The sequence below is a fragment of the Pseudorhizobium tarimense genome (assembly GCF_022968135.1).
GTDB classification, from domain to species: Bacteria; Pseudomonadota; Alphaproteobacteria; order Rhizobiales; family Rhizobiaceae; genus Neorhizobium; species Neorhizobium tarimense.
Map to the genome: position 1 here is coordinate 199216 of NZ_JALJRA010000010.1, position 17655 is coordinate 216870.

Sequence of the window (17655 nt, forward strand, 5' to 3'; positions counted from 1 at the left end):
GTGAAGACCGACGAACTTATCAACATGCTGTCCGAGGATTCTATCGTCCGCTTCCGGCTCAGCCATGCACTGACACTGGCCTTCGTCGCCGCCATCCTGCTGGCGGGCACGCTGTTCTTCACCGTGATGGGCTTCCGGCCGGACATCGAGGCAGCCCTTACAAGCCTGCGCTTTGTGTTCAAGCTGGTGGTGACGGCCGTTCTCTTCCTGGTGGCAGCGAACCTGATGGTGCGTATCGGCCGTCCTGGCGCTTGGGTTCTTCCATGGGAGCTGGCGCTGCTGCTGGTGCCTGTCCTGATGGCCGTCTCGGTACTTGCGGAACTGGTGGTGCTCCCGGCAGGCGACTGGGCGGCACAGATGATCGGGCACAATGCGCACGAATGCCTGTCGCTGATCCCGCTTCTGTCGATCGGACCGCTGGCCGCCTTCATCCTTGCACTTCGCCAAGGTGCGCCGGAGAACCCAGGCCGCGCCGGCGCAGTGGCGGGGCTTGCGGCGGGCGGCATCGCCGCTGCCTTCTATGCCTCCAACTGCACGGATGACAGCCCGCTCTTCGTGGCCCTCTGGTACACAATGGCGATCGTGATTGTTACCGGTGCCGGCTATCTTGCCGGCCGTCGCTGGCTCGCCTGGTAGGCCAGCCTGCACACAAGAAACTGCAGGCAACAAAAAAGGCGGCTCGAGGGCCGCCTTTCGATGTTCCTGTAAGGAAACTTATTCTGCCGAACCCTCGGCAGCCTTTGCTTCTTCCGCGGCCTTTGCCTCAGCGGCTTCGGCTGCTGCCTTTTCGGCGGCGAGCGCCTGAGCTGCTGCGACCTTCTCAGCCTCAAGACGTGCCTTTTCCTCGGCGATCGCGGCGCGCTCTGCTTCGTTCAGCTTGCGGGCGCGGGTGCCGGTGTTCTCGACGATACGAGCCGACTTACCGCGACGGTCACGCAGGTAGTAAAGCTTTGCACGGCGAACCTTACCGCGGCGAACGACTTCGACGCTCTCGACAAGCGGGGAGTAGACCGGGAAAACGCGCTCGACGCCTTCGCCGTAGGAGATCTTGCGAACGGTGAAGCTCTCGTTGATGCCGCCACCCGAACGGGCGATGCAAACGCCTTCATAGGCCTGGACGCGGGTACGGGCGCCTTCACGGACGCGAACGTTGACACGAACGGTGTCGCCGGCTTCGAACTCGGGGAGCTTGCGCTGGGCTTCGATCTTAGCGGCCTGTTCGGCTTCCAACTGCTGAATGATGTTCATGGTCAAACCTCTATATTCTTCTGAAACAGCCAGAGCGCTCGTGTCTGTCCTTCGGTCGTGGCTTTGGGCCATGCCTCTGGAGTCTGACCCATCGGGCCAAGAGCGGGTTCGCCATTCTTTGCTTGCTGGTCGACGGGGATCTCCCCATGTCCGGGTGCGCCAATACACCAAAGAAACTGCTTTGTCATCCCGTTCCGCCTGATTTTCTGGCGTACCGGAGTGCAATGGACCGTCCTTGTCGACCGTGCGCCATCCCGCTATGTGCACTGCGTCGTCACGGAGGATGTCAATGACCGTTGCTACCATGCTGATGCTGTTTGTCTCGGCCTTTCTCGCCGGTGCGGTCAATGCCATTGCCGGCGGCGGCACGTTTCTGACCTTCGGTGCGCTCACCGTCGCCGGTCTGCCGCCGATCACCGCCAACGCGACCTCCTCCATCACCCAGTTCCCCGGCTACATCACGTCGACGCTTGCTTACCGAGACGAGATCGCCAAGAGCTGGAAGAGCGCGATTGCTCTGTCGATCGTCTCGATTGTCGGCGCGCTTGGCGGATCCTTGCTGCTCCTCTCCCTCGACAACCCGTCCTTCCGCCAGATCGTCCCATGGCTGCTGGCGGCCGCCACGATCATCTTCGCGGCGGGGCCATGGCTCAAGCCGAAGGCCTCGGCGGAGCGGCCGGTTAATTCGCCGCTCAGCGTCATCGCGCAGTTCTTCACCTCGATCTATGGCGGCTTCTTCGGTGCCGGCATGGGCATCATGATGCTGGCCGTCCTCGGCATCACCTCCGGCGGCACCTATCATCACCTCAATGCGCTAAAGAACCTGCTGTCGATCCTGATCGCTGCCGTCGCCATCGTGATCTTCGTCTCCGGCGGCGTCGTCGCCTGGCCGCAGGCCCTGGTGATGATTCCGGGCGTCGCGCTCGGCGGCTATGCCGGCGTCTGGATGGCGCGCCGCGTGTCGCAGACGGTGATGCGGGTCATCGTCGTCGGCGTCGGGGCCGCCTTGACCGCCTACTACTTCATCTATTGAGCGACCTGCCGATGCGCCCGAGGTGCGTGTCGGCAAAGCCGGTTTCGTACTTCAGGCCGTAGCCCAGCGCCCTGTCCAGGGCGATGTGGAAGGTCCAGATGAGGGCGATGGGAACGGCGAGGCTCCAGCCTGCGGCATAGCCCGCCGCCAACAGCAGGCCGACGCCGATGAGGCTGTGGAGTGTGTTGTAGCCGATCGCTCCTACCCTCGGGCCAAAGACATAGGCCAGCATCGAGATATCGGGCGCCAGGACGAGCAGCAGGAACAATCCCCAGCCGCCGCCCCACTGCCAGTAGGCGCCTAGGGCCAGGAGCGCGATCGCAAGGTTCTCGAGCCGGAGCAGCAGCGTCACGGCGTCTTGCCCGCGGTCTGGTTCAGCAAGTCCGGGCGGCGCTCTTTTGTCAGCTTCAGCGCTTGCTCGCGCCGCCATTTGTCGATCTCGCCATGATTTCCGGACGTCAGCACGGCCGGAATCTCGCGGCCTTCGAAGACCTGCGGTCGCGTGTAATGCGGATACTCAAGCAGCCCGTCCTCGAAGCTTTCGTGGGTGCCCGAAAGTGCATTTCCCATCACGCCCGGCAGGATGCGCACGACGGCATCGAGCAGCGTCAATGCTGCCGGTTCTCCGCCCGAAAGGATGTAGTCGCCCATCGAGACCTCTTCGAGTTGGCGTGCCTCGATCACGCGCTGATCCACCCCCTCGAAGCGGCCGCAGACGATCACCACGCCCTCGCTTGTGGCGAGCTCGCGCACCCGCTTCTGCGTAAGCGGCCTGCCCCGCGGGCTCATCAGGAGCCGCGGCCGATGATCGTCAGCCGAGACATGATCGATCGCCTTGGCCAGGATGTCCGGCTTCAGCACCATGCCCGCGCCGCCGCCGGCCGGCGTGTCGTCCACCGTGCGATGGCGATCCTCGGCAAAGTCGCGGATCTGCACGGGCTCGATTGCCCATTGGCCCCGCTCCAGTGCCTTTCCGGCAAGCGAATGGCCAAGGTGGCCCGGAAACATCTCCGGATAGAGGGTCAGGATGGTGGCGCGAAAGGTCATCTCGAACTACCGGCCGCGGCCCTTGGGCGGGGTGCCGTCCCCCTTCTCGGCGGGGTCGTCTACCAGTCCCGCCGCGCGCGGGTCGATGAGGATTCGCCCGCCTTCGAGGTCGATCTCCAGAACGGCCGCTTCGGAGAATGGAATGAGCGTCGGTCGACGGCCCGGACCCTTGAGCTCCAGAAGGTCACCGGCGCCGAAGTCGTAGACGCCGCTCACCGTCCCGTAGCTCTTGCCCGTCTCGTCGACAGCCTCGAGCCCCTCAAGGTCGGCGTAATAGAACTCGTCGTCATCCAGCTCGTCATCGGGCAGGTTCTCGCGCTCGATGAAGAGCTCCAACCCGTTCAGTGCTTCGGCCGCGTTCCGATCGTTGATGCCGCGGAAGCGGACGATCACGATGTTCTTCGCCTCGCGGATCTCCAGGATCTCGAACATGCGGCCGTCTTCGCTGTGGAGCTTTCCGTAGTCGCCGAGGGCCATCGGGTCGGCCGTGTAGGAGCGCACACGGACTTCGCCGCGAAGTCCTTGCGCGGCGCCGATGGTCGCCATCAGGATCGGATTCTGGAGCTTGCCCATGGATGCCTCGTACCGGAACATTATGTGGCGCTTCTAACGGCGGTGCAGCCAAATGAAAACACAAAACGGGCGGCACGTCGCCGTGCCGCCCGTCGTCCGCTGCAAAAGCGGATGAAGAATTATTCTGCAGCAGCTTCTGCTGCAGAAGCCTTGGCGTCTTCTTCGCGCTGCGCACGCTCGGCGGCGCGCTCCTGCGCCTTCTTGCCGGGCTTTGCCTTTTCCGGGTTGTTGCGGGCTTCGCGCTGGGCAACGCCGGCTTCGGCGAGGAAGCGCAGAACGCGGTCCGTCGGCTGTGCGCCCTTGGCGATCCATTCCTGGATACGCTCGAGGTTCAGCTCGACGCGCTTTTCGTTGTCCTTCGGCAGCATCGGGTTCCAGGAACCGAGCTTTTCCAGGAAGCGGCCGTCGCGCGGGGCGCGGGCGTCGGCCAGAACGACGTGGTAGTAGGGGCGCTTCTTGGAGCCGCCGCGGGCGAGACGAATCTTCAGGGACATGTTCTTACTCCTTGGTTTTCTTGAGGCCGCCGTCCGGCGGGCTGTCTGGTATCAAGCGGGTTGTTTCGTACCGCCGTGTTCGGCGGCAATGGCTTCATGATGCCGGATGACTTCCTTTATGACGAAGTTGAGGAACTTCTCGGCGAAATCCGGATCCAGATGAGCATCCTTCGCCAGGCGGCGGAGGCGTTCGATCTGGTATTCTTCGCGCGCCGGGTCGGCCGGCGGCAAATCGTACTGGGCCTTCAGGAGGCCGACTTCCTTGGTGCAGCGGAAGCGTTCGGCGAGCATGTGCACCAGCGCCGCGTCGATGTTGTCGATCGACTGGCGATAGCTCGCGAGCTTCTGCTTGACGTCCTCGGCCATGGTTCCCCCTCCTTACTTCTTCTTCGGCAGGCCGGGCAGGCCCGGGAAGCTGCCGCCGCCGAGGCCCGGCAATCCACCCATGCCGCCACCCATGCCCGGCATCGAGCCTGGCTTGAAGCCTGCGGCTTCGGCCTGCTTCTGCAGCGCTTCGAGCTGCTTCGGATCGAGCTTGGATAGGTCGGGCATGCCGCCCATTCCCCCCATGCCGCCACCCATGCCACCAAGGCCCATCTTGCCGGCAAGGCCGCCCATCATCTGCTTCATCATGCCGCCGCCTTTGCCCTTGCCGCCCATGGCCTTCATCATGTCGGCCATCTGGCGATGCATCTTCAAAAGCTTGTTGATCTCGGCAGCGTCGGTGCCGGAACCGGCGGCGATGCGCTTCTTGCGGGAGTGCTTCAGAATATCCGGGTTGGCGCGTTCCGCCTTGGTCATCGAGGAGATGATGGCGATCTGGCGGTCGAACACCTTGTCGCTCATGCCGGATGCGGCGAGCTTGTCCTTCATGCCGGCCATGCCGGGCATCATGCCCATGATGCCGCCCATGCCGCCGAGCGACTTCATCTGGCGCAACTGGTCGGCCAGATCGTTCAGGTCGAACTTGCCCTTGGCCATCTTCTCGGCCATGGCACGCGCCTTTTCGGCGTCGATGTTCTGCGAGGCCTTTTCAACCAGCGAAACGATGTCGCCCATGCCGAGGATGCGGTCGGCGATGCGGCGGGGGTGGAATTCCTCCACCTCCGACATCTTCTCGCCGGTGCCGATCAGCTTGATGGGCTTGCCGGTCACGGCGCGCATGGAAAGGGCGGCGCCGCCACGGCCATCGCCGTCCATGCGAGTCAGGACGAGGCCGGTGATGCCGACGCGTTCGTCGAAATTGCGGGCAAGGTTGACGGCATCCTGGCCGGTCAGCGCATCGGCGACCAGCAGGATCTCGTGCGGGTTGGCGCGCCGCTTGATCTCCGCCATCTCGACCATGAGCGGCTCGTCGATATGGGTACGGCCGGCGGTGTCGAGGATCACCACATCATGGCCGCCGAGCTTGGCCGCCTGCACGGCGCGCGCGGCAATATCAGTGGGCGACTGGCCGGCGATGATCGGCAGCGTGTCGACACCCGTCTGCACGCCGACCTGGCGAAGCTGCTCCTGGGCGGCCGGACGGCGCGTGTCGAGCGACGCCATCAGCACCTTTTTCTTGTCGCGGTCGGTCAGCCGCTTGGCAATCTTGCCGGTGGTCGTCGTCTTGCCCGACCCCTGCAGACCGACCATCATGATGACGACGGGAGCGGGCGCATGCAGGTCGATGCCGACCCCTTCCGCACCCAGCATCTCGACCAGTTCGTCATGGACGATCTTGACGACCATCTGGCCGGGCTTGATCGACTTCAGCACTTCCGCGCCGACCGCCTTTTCGCGCACGCGGTCGGTGAAGGAGCGGACGACCTCAAGCGCCACGTCTGCTTCCAGTAGCGCACGGCGAACCTCGCGCAGCGCTGCGGAGACATCCGCCTCGGAGAGCGCGCCACGGCCGGTCAGTCCATTCAGGATGGAGCCAAGACGGTCCTGGAGGTTTTCAAACATCGTATCTTCCTTCTTCGCTTCCGGGGGATACCGGAAACGTCGTCATCCCGACCGGCAAAAGCAAGACGCCCCAATACGGACAAAGCCAAAAAGCACCCGAGGGCGCGTCGCGCTGTCGGGTGTTGACCTCCGGGCTCAGTATCATCGGCCCCGGTCGGCGGCTCCAAGTCTTGTCACTTGTCAGCAGATGCGGGCGATAAACAGGAAACGGACGGGAAAGTCAAGGGATGAGGGTCTCGCCAGAGGTTGCATGAATATTCCATATGTCTATATTGAATATTCTCCGGTGTGGAAGGCAGTGATGCGATGTCCCTTTATATTCGCGATCCTAAGGTAAACGAGCTCGCGGATGAGCTGATGCACCGGCTTGGCACAAAGACAAAGACGGAAGCCGTGCGGGTGGCGCTCGAGAACGAACTCAAACGCTCTGGCCAGGAGTTGACGCTGGAAGAGCGGGTGCGAAAGATCCAGGATCGTTATGCGGCGCTCGGGCCGAACGATCCCAATTTCGACGAGAAGGCTTTCATGGACGAGATGTGGGAGATCTGATGTTCATCGATGCATCAGCAATCGTCGCCATCATCGGTCAGGAAGAAGCTGGAAGCTCTCTTCTTCGAAAGATCGAGCAGGCAGAGCCTCCGGTCTACTTCTCTTCGACAGTGGTCTTTGAAGCGGTAATCGCCTTAGCCCGCAAGAAGAAGATCTCCATTTATGGGGATCATGCGCCCACGCCTGCGAGCCTGATTGAGGAAACGCAGGATCTCGTCCGAAGCTTCCTTGACCAAGTCGACGCAGTTGAAGTGACCTTGCCCGCAGGCCTTCACAAAACCGCTCTTGAAGCCGCCCGCACCTACGGCCGCTTTGTCGGCCACCCTGCCCGTCTCAACTTTGGAGACTGCTTCTCCTATGCCGCGGCAAAGGCCTTGAAGCTGCCGCTCCTCTTCGTCGGCGATGATTTCGGCAAGACCGATATCAAGATCGCGTAATCGGACGGGCGCAGTCTCCCGCTCAGGAGCGCAGCCTGCTACGGAAGTAGAATGAATCGTCGAAACTTCCTCAAATGGTCCGGTCTCGCAGCCCTCGCCGCGCTTGCCGGCGGTGTCACGGCAAGGAGCGCCATGGCTGGCAACAAATACTATTCCGGGCCCGTCAGTGACCATTTCGACGGCAAGCTCTTCTTCAACCCGAACGGTGAAGAGCCGAGCGGTTTCCTGAATTTGATCCGCTGGAAGCTCGGCAATGGTAACAAGGCCTGGCCGGAAAGCTTCCCCAGTCCCTTTCCGCAGGCGGTGCCGGAAGAGCGTGTCTCCGGTGACCGGCTCGTGGCCACCATGGTCGGCCACGCCTCCTTCCTGATCCAGGTCGCGGGCCTCAACATCCTGACTGATCCGGTGTGGGACGAGCGTGCGAGCCCCGTGCGGTTCGCCGGCCCGAAGCGGGTCAACCAGCCCGGCATCAACATGGGCGACCTGCCGCCCATCGATCTCGTCATCGTCACCCACAACCACTACGACCACATGGATCTGGAAACGCTCTGGGTCCTCCAGGGCCGCGACAAGCCGCATTTCGTCACGCCGCTCGGCAATGACGATATCATCCGCGATCGCGTCACCGATGCCCGCATCGATGTGATGGATTGGGGCGGGCGTCTTGATCTCGGCCGCGGCATCACCCTGCATTGCGAGCCGTGCCATCACTGGTCGGCCCGTGGGCTCGGCGATCGCCGGATGGCGCTATGGGCAGCCTTCGTCATCGAAACGCCGGCCGGCAAGATCTACCACATCGGCGATACCGGTTTTCACAGCGGCATCAACTACCGCGCCGCGCGGGAGAAGCACGGCGGTTTCCGTCTCGCTAACCTGCCTTTCGGTGCGTATGAGCCGCAGTGGTTCATGAAGGCGCAGCACCAGAACCCCGACGAGGCGGTGGAGGGCATGCTTCTCTGCAATGCTGCCCATGTTGCCGGGCATCACTGGGGCACCTTCAAGCTGACGGACGAGGGCATCGAGGAGCCGGTGGAGGCATTGCACGCGGCACTCGACAAGCGCAGCCTGCCACGCGATCGCTTCCGGCCGATGCGACCCGGCGAGGTGTTCGAGGTGCCTGCGGCAACAGCGTGATCCCGGGATACCATACCTGGGTTCTGCACACCTGCCTCAACCGGATCAGACACTTAGGCCAATTCAGATTCACCCATCTCGAACTAGAGCGAAAATGCTCCCGCTTCCGTCGCCGGAGTGTTTCGCGAGACGTTCGCGGGCAGGCGGGAGCCGGCGCTCTGTCTCGATGCCGTAACGTGCGGTGAGAGGCAGGGAGGCGGAAGTCATGGCGGTGCTGTCGCAAGATGCCGCTGCCTATCAAGTCTCCCCCGGGCCGCCAGGTTCCGGTTCGGTTTAGCCGTGCAAGTGCGAGCGCTGCTCGCACGCAGCGAGACGAGATGACTGCCTGTAGGGACCGGAAGTCCCGAAAGAACGCCGAAGGCCACGCACATGCGGAGCCACACAGATTACTTTGAGAGGTTTCGCATGTGCGTGGGCTCTCCTTGGAACGTATTTGCAACCGCGCCGGCGTCCGGTGGCGGCGGCTCGGCATGTCCAAGCACTGGTAATTATCCGTGGTTTCCGCCATATACGGCGGCAAGCGGCAAAGGCCGAACGGGATCGAAGGCGATGGCAGATCAGGTCGAATTTGCAAGGATGAACGGGCTTGGCAACAAGATCCTCGTCGTCGACATGCGCGGCCGGGCGGACAAGGTCACGCCTCAAGCTGCGATTGCCTTGAATGCCGATCCTGCCACGCAGTTCGACCAGATCATGGCCATCCATGATCCAAAGGCCGAAGGCACGGATGCCTGGATCGACATCCTGAATTCGGATGGCTCCAAGGCGCAAGCCTGCGGCAACGGCACACGCTGCGTCGTGCAGGCGCTCGCCGCTGAAACGGGCCGCAAGTCCTTCACCTTCCAGACGGTTGCCGGCATCCTGAACGCGAAAGAGCACGACGACGGCTCGATCTCCGTCGACATGGGCAAGCCGGTGTTTGCCTGGAACCGCATCCCGCTGTCGGAGGAGTTCGACACGAGCCGCATCGAGCTGCAGATCGGCCCGATCGATGCGCCGATCCTCCACTCGCCCTCCGCCATGTCGATGGGTAATCCCCATGCCGTCTTCTGGGTGGACAAGGACCCGATGGACTTCGACCTGGAACGTTTCGGCCCGCTGCTCGAAAACCATCCGATGTTCCCGGAAAAGGCGAACATCACGCTGGCGCAGGTGACGTCGGACCAGTCGCTGCGGACGCGGACGTGGGAGCGTGGCGCCGGCCTGACGCTGGCCTGCGGCTCTGCGGCCTGCGCCGCCGCCGTCTCCGCCGCCCGCACCGGCCGTACCGGTCGCAGGGTGGAGATCGACGTCGCCTCCAGCCCTATCCGTCAGCCGCTGGTGATCGAGTGGCGCGAGGACGATCATGTCATCATGACCGGCCCGGCAGAGTGGGAATGGTCGGGCAAGGTCGATCCCGCCACCGGCAGCTTCAGCCGTGATCTGGAGGCGGAAAACCACGGGCAGGGGGCTCAGGCGCATTGAGCGGCGTCGAGGTCATCACCTTCGGCTGCCGGCTGAACACCTACGAGTCGGAAGTGATGCGGGCCGAGGCGGAGAAGGCCGGGCTCAACAATGCCGTGCTCGTCAACACCTGCGCAGTGACAAGCGAGGCGGTACGCCAGGCACGCCAGGCCATCCGCCGCGCACGGCGCGAGAATCCACACGCCCGCATCATCGTCACCGGCTGCGCGGCGCAAACCGAAAAGCAGACCTTTGCCGAGATGGTCGAGGTGGATGCGGTGCTCGGAAACGAGGAGAAGCTGACCGCCACGTCCTACCGCGCCCTGCCGGATTTCGGCGTCTCGGCGGAAGAGAAAGTGCGCGTCAACGACATCATGAGCGTCAAGGCGACCGCGCCGCAGATGGTGAAGCATATCGACGGGCATGTGCGCGCCTTCATCCAGGTGCAGAACGGCTGCGATCATCGCTGCACCTTCTGCATCATTCCCTATGGCCGCGGCAATTCCCGTTCGGTGCCCATGGGTGCGGTCGTCGATCAGGCGCGCAAACTAGTACAGAGCGGCTATCGCGAGATCGTGCTGACCGGCGTGGATGCCACTAGCTACGGCGCCGATCTTCCGGGGGAACCGACGCTGGGGCTCCTTGCCAAGACCTTGCTGAAGCAGGTGCCGGACATCCGGCGGCTGCGCCTGTCCTCGATCGACAGCATCGAGGCGGACAGCCATCTGTGGGACCTCATCGCCGATGAACCGCGCTTCATGCCGCATCTGCACCTGTCGCTGCAGCACGGCGACGACCTGATCCTGAAGCGGATGAAGCGCCGGCACAGCCGCGCGGATGCACTGGCCTTCGTGGAGCAGGCACGGCGGTTGCGGCCCGAAATCACCTTCGGCGCCGATATGATTGCCGGCTTCCCGACGGAGACAGAGGAGATGTTCGAAGGCGCCGCAAGCCTTGCGGAAGAAGCAGACATTTCCTTCCTGCACGTCTTCCCCTATAGCCCCCGGCCCGGCACGCCGGCGGCGCGGATGCCACAGCTCGACCGGAAGCTGGTGAAGGAACGGGCAGCGCGGCTTCGTGCCTGCGGCGAGGCACTTCTGAGCCGGCACCTTGACCGGATGGTTGGAACGCAACAGATGATCCTGGTGGAGAACAACGGTTTCGCTCACACCGAGAACTTCGCGCTCGTAGCAGCCCCTGGCCTGTCACCGCGCGAGTTCAGGCAGGCGACGATCACCGGCCACAACGGCAGACATCTCGAGATGCGGCTTGCAGAAGCGCAGGCGGCGTAAGGAAAGCAAATGGCGCTCGGCTTCATCAAAAAGGTCTTCACCTTCGGCAAGGACAAGCCGGTCGAGGAGCAGCAGGTGCCGGAAGAGCACCTGACGCCGACAGAGGCTGCCGCGCTTGAGGCGGAAAGCGAGCCGCATTCCCGCGAGGAGGATCTGCCGGTTTCTCCGGTCGATCCCGTTGCAACCGTGGAGATGGAAACCGCTGGCGGGCCGGCTGCCGACGATTTTGCCGAGCTGTCCGATCGCGAGATGGAGTCCGAGGTTGAGGCAGAGCCCGAGGCCGTCGAGGAGGACCTGCCTCCCATCCTCCCCGGCGCCGAAGAGAATACCGAAATCGGCCTTGTGCCGCTGTCGCTGCTGAAGGCGGAAAGCGAAGCCGGGACCGAAGCCTCCCCTGTCGCCGAGCCGGTTCTGCCGAAGGGATTCGCCACGCGCGCCGAAGTCGTTGCGGAGCCTGAAGTGCCCGCGCCGCGGCTCAGCTGGTATCAGCGCCTGCGCGCCGGGCTTGCCCGCACCTCGTCGCAGCTCACCGGCCAGATCTCGGCGCTGTTCACCAAGCGCAAGCTGGACGACCAGACGCTGGAGGACCTTGAGGATCTGCTGATCCAGTCGGATCTCGGCGTGGAAACTGCCATGCGCATTACCGGGGCCTTGTCCTCGGAGCGCTACGGCAAGGATGTGACCGGCGAAGACGTTTCCCGCATCATGGCGGCCGAGATCAGCAAGGTGCTGACGCCGGTCGCAAAGCCACTGCAGCTGGACCTCAACCACAAGCCGCACGTCATCCTGGTGGTCGGCGTCAACGGCACGGGCAAGACAACGACGATCGGCAAGCTTGCCGCAAAGCTCTCAGGCTCGGGGCTGAAGGTCATGCTGGCGGCCGGCGACACATTCCGCGCTGCCGCCATCGAGCAGCTGAAGATCTGGGCCGACCGCACCGGTTCCGAATTCATCGGGACGAAGCTCGGCGCCGATGCCGCAGGCCTCGCCTACGATGCCTTCGAACAGGCGCGGGCGAAGAAATCGGATGTTTTGATCATCGATACAGCGGGCCGGCTGCAAAACAAGGCGGAGCTTATGGCGGAACTGGAGAAGATCGTCCGCGTGCTGGGCAAGCTCGATCCGGATGCGCCGCACACCGTGCTGCAGACGCTCGATGCCACCACCGGCCAGAATGCCTTGCAGCAGGTGGAGATCTTCCGCAACGTTGCCGGCGTCAGCGGCCTGATCATGACCAAGCTTGACGGCACGGCGCGCGGCGGCATCCTGGTCGGCATCGCGGCCAAGCACAAGCTGCCGGTCTATTTCATCGGTGTCGGTGAAGGCGTCGACGATCTGGAGCCGTTCGAAGCAGATGATTTTGCCAAGGCCATTGCCGGGCTGACGCATTGATGCCACAGAAACCCGGTTTGCAGCCGCCACAGCCAGTCAGCAGAAGTTGAGATCGATGCAGGTCGAAAGCGATACCAAGGCCACCTCGGAAGAAAAGCATCACCCGATGCTGAAGTTCGCGCTCGAGATCGGGCCGCTTCTCGTCTTCTTCTTCGGCAATATCCGGGGCGAATGGCTGGCGGAAACCTTCCCGGCTTTGAACATCGTCGGCGGGCCGCTCTTGATTGCAACGGCGCTGTTCATGGTGGCGACCGTGATCTCGCTGATCGTGTCGAAGATCGTCTTCAAGCACCTGCCGGTCATGCCCTTCGTGTCCGGGGTGGTGGTCATGGTCTTCGGCACCCTGTCGATCTGGTTGCAGGACGAAACCTTCATCAAGATGAAGCCGACGATCGTGAACACGCTCTTTGGGGTGGTCCTGCTCGGCGGCCTGTTCTTCAGCAAGTCGCTGCTCGGCTACGTCTTCAACGCCGCCTTCAATCTCGATGAGATGGGCTGGAAGAAGCTGACCTTCCGCTGGGGCGTCTTCTTCCTCTTCCTCGCCGTGCTGAACGAAGTGGTCTGGCGCAACTTCTCCGACGACTTTTGGGTCAACTTCAAGGTCTGGGGCACGATGCCGATCACGCTCGCCTTCACATTCTCCCAGCTGCCGCTGATCATGCGCCACACGATTCCTGAGGCGGCGGCGGAAGCCGAGAAGTGAGCTCCCTCACGGCGCCTTCTCCATCGTCCTCGCGGCACTGGCTTGCGGCGGCGCTCGCGCTGTTCCTGCTGCAGATCGTCGTGCTCTACGCCATGGGCCGACTGCCGATCTGCGAGTGCGGCTACGTCAAGCTCTGGGAAGGCGGGGTGAATTCCAGCGGTAATTCACAGCATCTGTCGGACTGGTACACCCCGTCCCACATCATCCATGGCTTCCTGTTCTACGGCCTTGCCTGGCTGCTGTTCCGCCGCGCGCCGCTGACGGCGCGGCTTTCCTTCCCCGTCCTGATCGAGGCGGCGTGGGAGGTGCTGGAAAACACGCCGATCGTGATTGACCGCTACCGCACCGCCACCATGGCGCTCGGCTATAGTGGCGACAGCATCCTAAATTCTGCGATGGACACGATCTTCATGGCTGTCGGTTTTTTTGCGGCGGCCCGTCTGCCGATCTGGCTGACGGTTGCGATTGCCATCGGCTTCGAGCTCCTGACCGGCTGGATCATTCGCGACAACCTGACACTGAATGTGCTGATGCTGCTGTGGCCGGTCGATGCGGTGCGCGACTGGCAGGCAGCCCTGGGCTGACCGTTCAGGTCCCGGCGGCGGCTTTCTCGATGGCCGGCAGGAGTTCCTGCGTCAGGCTGCGTTCGTCGAACGGGCCGACCTTCTTGTAGAGTATGGTCCCGTCCGTCCCGACAAGATAGCTTTCCGGGATGCCGTAGACGCCCCAGTCGATCGCGGCCTTGCCGTTCGGATCGACGCCGATCGCATCATAGGGATTGCCGAGCTCGCCGAGGAAGCGCAGTGCGTTGTCGTTGCGGTCCTTGTAGTTGATGCCGACCACCGTCAGCCGCTCGTCCTTTGCCAGTTCCTTCAGGAAGGGATGCTCCTGCCGGCAGGGGACGCACCAGGAGGCGAAGACGTTGACGAGGGTCAGCTTCCTGGCGATCGCCGCGTCGGTGAGCGCCGGCGTGTTCGAGCCTTCCAGTTCCGGCAGCGCCAGCGACGGCGCCTTCTGGCCGATCAGGGCCGAAGGGATGGCAGAGATGTCGCGGCCGTTGACGTCCTGGTCATAGAGCATCTTGCCGGCGACGAGGGCAAAAGCTGCGAAGATCAAGAGCGGCAGGAGGGCGAGCAGGTAGCGCCCGTATCCGCGTCGGCGCGTTGGTGTGTCAGCGTCGCTGGTCATGCGGCATTGTCCTTGGGCGTTGCCGTCGAACGGCGGCGGATGCCGGAGCCTTCCAGTTCCGCGAGTTCACGCCGGCGGGCGCGTCCGTCCCACCAGACCCAGGCGATCAGGAGGGCGACGATCAGCGCGGAGATGCCGTAGGAAAGGGCGATGTAGAAGCCGTGGCTCATGTCAGGTACCCCTGCCGGCCATGCGGGCGGCCATGCGGCGTTGCGCGCCAACCCGGCGGCGCCAGATCTCGTTGCGCATCGCCATCAGATGCAGCGTGAAGAAGAGGAAGGTGAAGGCAACCGCCATGACCAGCAGCGGGATCAGGAATTCCGGGTCGATCGTCGGTCCGTCCAGGCGCACGACGCTTGCCGGCTGGTGCAGCGTGTTCCACCATTCCACGGAAAACTTGATGATCGGGATGTTGACGAAGCCGACGAGAATGAGGACGGCGCTCAGCCGGGCAGCCTTGGACGGATCGTCCATCGCGCGGTTCAGCGCGATCAGGCCGAGATACATCAGGAACAGCACGAAGACCGAGGTCAGGCGCGCGTCCCAGACCCACCAGGTGCCCCACATCGGCTTGCCCCAGAGCGAACCGGTGGCAAGCGCGATCAGCGTGAAGGCCGCACCCAGCGGGGCGGCTGCCTTGTGGCTGACATCTGCGAGAGGATGGCGCCAGACCAGCGTTCCAATCGCCGAAAGCGCCATCACCGTGTAGCACATCATCGACAGCCAGGCGGCCGGGACGTGGACGTACATGATACGGACCGTCTCGCCCTGCTGGTAATCACCCTCGGTGGTGAAGCTCAGGTAGAGGCCAATCGCGAAGAGACAGAGGGTCAGGCCGGCAAGCCATGGAATGATGCGGCCGGCCAGCGAAAGGAAACGCGTCGGATTGGCGAGATCGCTGAACCTGGTGATGGCAAGGCTTTCGGTCATGGCGTCTTTCTAGGCGAGCGCGACGTCTGCAGGCTTGATTCTAGTCAATCACCGCCGTTCCGCAACGCCAAGGCCGCGCCGAGCGGGCCGAGAACGGCAAAAAACAACGTGATGGCGGACAATATCAGAAAAGGCGGCATAAACGGGGCGGGATCTTCGACGGCGGCATAGGAGGCGCTGACGCCGAAGATCAGGACCGGGATCGCCAGCGGCAGGACGAGGATGGAAACGAGGAGCCCGCCACGCGGGAGGGCAACGGCGACCGCCGCGCCGACCGCGCCGATGAAGGTGAGTGCCGGCGAGCCAACGAGCAAAGTCAGGGCCACCGCGCCGATTGCCACTTCGCTCATGTTCATGAAAAGGCCGAGCAGCGGCGAGGCGATCACCAGCGGCAGGCAGTTGGCGATCCAGTGCGCCAGGCATTTGACCAGCACGGTCAGAACCAGCGGATGCTCCTGCATGAGGATCAGGTCAAGCGAGCCATCCTCGCGCTCCGTCTGAAACAGACGGTCGAGCCCGAGCAAGGCGGACAGGAGCGCGCCGATCCAGACAATGGCGGGTCCGATGCGGGACAGAAGGTTGAGATCCGGACCGACGCCGAAGGGAATGACCGCAACCACGGTCATGAAGAACAGCACGCCGATCAGGGCACCGCCGCCGGCGCGGACGGAAAGCTTCAGGTCGCGAACCAGAAGCGTCATCATTGGAGGGCATCTTGCGGAAATGCCGAAAACCCCTTCATCCGCAGCTCCTGCGCATTGTCGAGACCAAGCGGCTGGTGGGTTGCCGCCAGAAGCAGCCCCCCCGCTTGAAGATGGCGCTGGATGAGGTCGGTGAACGTTTCTTCGGCCCGAGCGTCGAGGGCTGCCATGGGTTCGTCGAGGATCCAGACGGGGCGATAAGCGACGAGCAGTTTCGCGAACGCCATCCGCCGCTGCTGCCCGGCCGACAGATAACCGAAAGGTAGATGGGCGATGCCGCCCAGGCCGACCAATTCGGTCGCTTCGGCTATGGATACGCCTCTCCCTCGGGCGGTGTCGCCGAGGAAGGTCTTCCAGAAGGAAAGGTTCTCCGACACCGTCATTTCCGGCTTCATCGCATTGCGATGGCCAAGGTAGTGGCAGGCTTCGCTGGCGCGGCTGGACTCCCCCGGTCCGGACCACGTCACGCGCCCGGCCTCGGCCGGCAGGAGGCCCGCGACAACGCGCAGCAGCGTCGACTTTCCGGAGCCATTGTGGCCGGTCAGAATGAGCGCGTCTCCGCCGCCCAGATCAAAGGAAATATCCGAGAAAAGCAGGTCTTCGCCGCGCCGTGCGGCCAGCCCTTCGGCCTTCAGCCGCATGCTCGATGCCTTCGTTAAGATTTTAATCACCGGACTGAAAAATTTTCGCAATTGCCACTTTAGCAGTCTGGAACCCTTCTTAGAAATTATCTATAAGCTTCGCAACCACGCCAGCGGCCGGCGTGATTATCATCTTGCGCCGAACCTGAAGGCAATGTCTTCTCGTGCGGACAGCGGAAATGGTCGTACCCGCATCCTGATGTGCAGTAGTGCATAGGCGTCCGCACGCGCGTGTTGGCTCTTAATATCAGCGGGGTTTTCCGTGACCAAATCTCTCGACAGCTTCAATTGTCGCTCCGTCCTTACCGTCGACGGCAAGGACTATGTCTACTACAGCCTTCCAAAGGCGGAAGCCAACGGTCTCCCCGGCGTCTCGAAACTGCCGTTCTCGATGAAGGTTCTGCTCGAGAATCTGCTGCGTCATGAAGACGGCCGCTCGGTTACCAAGGAGCAGATCCTGACGGTTGCCGAATGGCTGAACAACAAGGGCGCCGTCGAAAGCGAGATCGCTTATCGTCCCGCCCGCGTGCTGATGCAGGACTTCACCGGCGTTCCGGCCGTGGTTGACCTTGCGGCCATGCGCGACGGCATCAAGGCCCTCGGCGGCGATCCGGAAAAGATCAACCCACTCGTTCCTGTCGATCTCGTCATCGACCACTCGGTCATCGTCGACGAATTCGGCACCCCCACCTCGTTTGCCCGCAACGTGGAGCTGGAATACCAGCGTAACGGCGAGCGCTACCGCTTCCTGAAATGGGGCCAGCAGGCGTTCAAGAACTTCCGCGTCGTGCCGCCCGGCACCGGCATCTGTCACCAGGTCAACCTGGAATACCTCGGCCAAACTGTCTGGACAAAGGACGAGGACGGCGAGACGGTAGCTTATCCCGACACCTGCGTCGGCAC

General features: G+C 63.2%; 23 protein-coding genes. 11 read left to right on the forward strand and 12 right to left on the reverse strand.

Going from position 1 to position 17655, the window contains the following annotated elements; all coding sequences use genetic code 11:
- Complete coding sequence (locus MUU54_RS14065) at positions 1 to 636, forward strand: NrsF family protein (RefSeq protein ID WP_247244631.1); 636 nt, start codon at positions 1 to 3, stop codon at positions 634 to 636.
- 78 nt (positions 637 to 714) lie between these two features.
- Here the strand turns inward: MUU54_RS14065 and rplS are convergent, their stop codons facing one another.
- A complete protein-coding gene (rplS, locus tag MUU54_RS14070) occupies positions 715 to 1248 on the reverse strand; it encodes a 50S ribosomal protein L19 (RefSeq protein WP_247244632.1) in 534 nt (177 codons plus the stop codon).
- Positions 1249 to 1537: 289 nt separating this feature from the next.
- On the opposite strand from rplS, the gene MUU54_RS14075 reads away from it, so the two are divergent.
- Entirely contained in the window at positions 1538 to 2281 is a 744-nt protein-coding gene (locus tag MUU54_RS14075) for a sulfite exporter TauE/SafE family protein (protein WP_247244633.1), read from the forward strand.
- On the opposite strand, the gene MUU54_RS14080 is transcribed toward MUU54_RS14075, so the two are convergent.
- The 6 genes from MUU54_RS14080 to ffh all read right to left on the reverse strand — a co-directional run bounded on the left by MUU54_RS14080 (position 2271) and on the right by ffh (position 6342).
- Entirely contained in the window at positions 2271 to 2633 is a 363-nt protein-coding gene (locus tag MUU54_RS14080) for a DUF4260 domain-containing protein (protein ID WP_247244634.1), read from the reverse strand. The genes MUU54_RS14075 and MUU54_RS14080 overlap by 11 nt on opposite strands.
- Entirely contained in the window at positions 2630 to 3328 is a 699-nt protein-coding gene (gene trmD, locus MUU54_RS14085) for a tRNA (guanosine(37)-N1)-methyltransferase TrmD (RefSeq protein WP_247244635.1), read from the reverse strand. The genes MUU54_RS14080 and trmD overlap by 4 nt, the downstream gene beginning before the upstream one ends.
- A 6-nt stretch (positions 3329 to 3334) precedes the next feature.
- Entirely contained in the window at positions 3335 to 3901 is a 567-nt protein-coding gene (gene rimM, locus MUU54_RS14090; protein WP_247244636.1) for a ribosome maturation factor RimM, read from the reverse strand.
- A gap of 119 nt (positions 3902 to 4020) precedes the next feature.
- Positions 4021 to 4395: a 30S ribosomal protein S16 gene (rpsP, locus tag MUU54_RS14095; protein WP_247244637.1), complete on the reverse strand. Its 375-nt coding sequence runs from the start codon at positions 4393 to 4395 to the stop codon at positions 4021 to 4023.
- Positions 4396 to 4446: 51 nt separating this feature from the next.
- Positions 4447 to 4761 carry a chorismate mutase gene (locus MUU54_RS14100; RefSeq protein ID WP_247244638.1) on the reverse strand — a complete coding sequence of 105 codons (315 nt, stop codon included), beginning with the start codon at positions 4759 to 4761 and terminating at the stop codon, positions 4447 to 4449.
- Positions 4762 to 4773: 12 nt separating this feature from the next.
- Positions 4774 to 6342: a signal recognition particle protein gene (gene ffh / locus MUU54_RS14105; RefSeq protein WP_247244639.1), complete on the reverse strand. Its 1569-nt coding sequence runs from the start codon at positions 6340 to 6342 to the stop codon at positions 4774 to 4776.
- A gap of 306 nt (positions 6343 to 6648) precedes the next feature.
- Here ffh and MUU54_RS14110 point away from each other — a divergent pair, with 306 nt between their 5' ends.
- From MUU54_RS14110 to MUU54_RS14145, 8 genes are all read left to right on the forward strand, one after another.
- Positions 6649 to 6891, forward strand: a complete 243-nt coding sequence (locus MUU54_RS14110; protein WP_247244640.1) for a type II toxin-antitoxin system VapB family antitoxin — start codon at positions 6649 to 6651, stop codon at positions 6889 to 6891.
- Positions 6891 to 7328, forward strand: coding sequence for a type II toxin-antitoxin system VapC family toxin (locus MUU54_RS14115; RefSeq protein ID WP_247244641.1), 438 nt, complete (start codon positions 6891 to 6893; stop codon positions 7326 to 7328). The genes MUU54_RS14110 and MUU54_RS14115 overlap by 1 nt, the downstream gene beginning before the upstream one ends.
- A 51-nt stretch (positions 7329 to 7379) precedes the next feature.
- Positions 7380 to 8462, forward strand: a complete 1083-nt coding sequence (locus tag MUU54_RS14120; RefSeq protein WP_247244642.1) for an MBL fold metallo-hydrolase — start codon at positions 7380 to 7382, stop codon at positions 8460 to 8462.
- Between the two features lie 549 nt (positions 8463 to 9011).
- Positions 9012 to 9926: a diaminopimelate epimerase gene (gene dapF, locus MUU54_RS14125; RefSeq protein ID WP_247244643.1), complete on the forward strand. Its 915-nt coding sequence runs from the start codon at positions 9012 to 9014 to the stop codon at positions 9924 to 9926.
- Positions 9923 to 11197 (forward strand): tRNA (N(6)-L-threonylcarbamoyladenosine(37)-C(2))-methylthiotransferase MtaB, encoded by a 1275-nt coding sequence (gene mtaB / locus MUU54_RS14130; RefSeq protein WP_247244644.1) that lies wholly within the window; start codon positions 9923 to 9925, stop codon positions 11195 to 11197. Before dapF ends, mtaB begins: the two co-directional genes overlap by 4 nt.
- A 9-nt stretch (positions 11198 to 11206) precedes the next feature.
- A complete protein-coding gene (gene ftsY / locus MUU54_RS14135; protein WP_247244645.1) occupies positions 11207 to 12589 on the forward strand; it encodes a signal recognition particle-docking protein FtsY in 1383 nt (460 codons plus the stop codon).
- Between the two features lie 55 nt (positions 12590 to 12644).
- Positions 12645 to 13292: a septation protein A gene (locus MUU54_RS14140; RefSeq protein ID WP_247244646.1), complete on the forward strand. Its 648-nt coding sequence runs from the start codon at positions 12645 to 12647 to the stop codon at positions 13290 to 13292.
- The gene (locus tag MUU54_RS14145) at positions 13289 to 13876 is read left to right on the forward strand and encodes a DUF2585 domain-containing protein (RefSeq protein WP_247244647.1); all 588 of its coding nucleotides are present in this window, start codon (positions 13289 to 13291) and stop codon (positions 13874 to 13876) included. The genes MUU54_RS14140 and MUU54_RS14145 overlap by 4 nt, the downstream gene beginning before the upstream one ends.
- Before the next feature lie 4 nt (positions 13877 to 13880).
- Here MUU54_RS14145 and MUU54_RS14150 read toward each other — a convergent pair whose 3' ends face one another.
- The 5 genes from MUU54_RS14150 to ccmA are packed head-to-tail and all read right to left on the reverse strand — an operon-like array spanning position 13881 to position 16752.
- Complete coding sequence (locus MUU54_RS14150; RefSeq protein ID WP_247244648.1) at positions 13881 to 14480, reverse strand: DsbE family thiol:disulfide interchange protein; 600 nt, start codon at positions 14478 to 14480, stop codon at positions 13881 to 13883.
- The gene (ccmD, locus tag MUU54_RS14155) at positions 14477 to 14650 is read right to left on the reverse strand and encodes a heme exporter protein CcmD (protein ID WP_247244649.1); all 174 of its coding nucleotides are present in this window, start codon (positions 14648 to 14650) and stop codon (positions 14477 to 14479) included. The genes MUU54_RS14150 and ccmD overlap by 4 nt, the downstream gene beginning before the upstream one ends.
- Position 14651: 1 nt before the next feature.
- A complete protein-coding gene (locus tag MUU54_RS14160; protein ID WP_247244650.1) occupies positions 14652 to 15410 on the reverse strand; it encodes a heme ABC transporter permease in 759 nt (252 codons plus the stop codon).
- A gap of 44 nt (positions 15411 to 15454) precedes the next feature.
- Entirely contained in the window at positions 15455 to 16114 is a 660-nt protein-coding gene (gene ccmB / locus MUU54_RS14165) for a heme exporter protein CcmB (protein WP_247244651.1), read from the reverse strand.
- The gene (gene ccmA, locus MUU54_RS14170; protein ID WP_247244652.1) at positions 16111 to 16752 is read right to left on the reverse strand and encodes a heme ABC exporter ATP-binding protein CcmA; all 642 of its coding nucleotides are present in this window, start codon (positions 16750 to 16752) and stop codon (positions 16111 to 16113) included. Before ccmA ends, ccmB begins: the two co-directional genes overlap by 4 nt.
- A 262-nt stretch (positions 16753 to 17014) precedes the next feature.
- On the opposite strand from ccmA, the gene MUU54_RS14175 reads away from it, so the two are divergent.
- On the forward strand, positions 17015 to 17655 hold a 641-nt coding region (locus MUU54_RS14175; RefSeq protein ID WP_247244653.1), incomplete at its 3' end, for an aconitase family protein.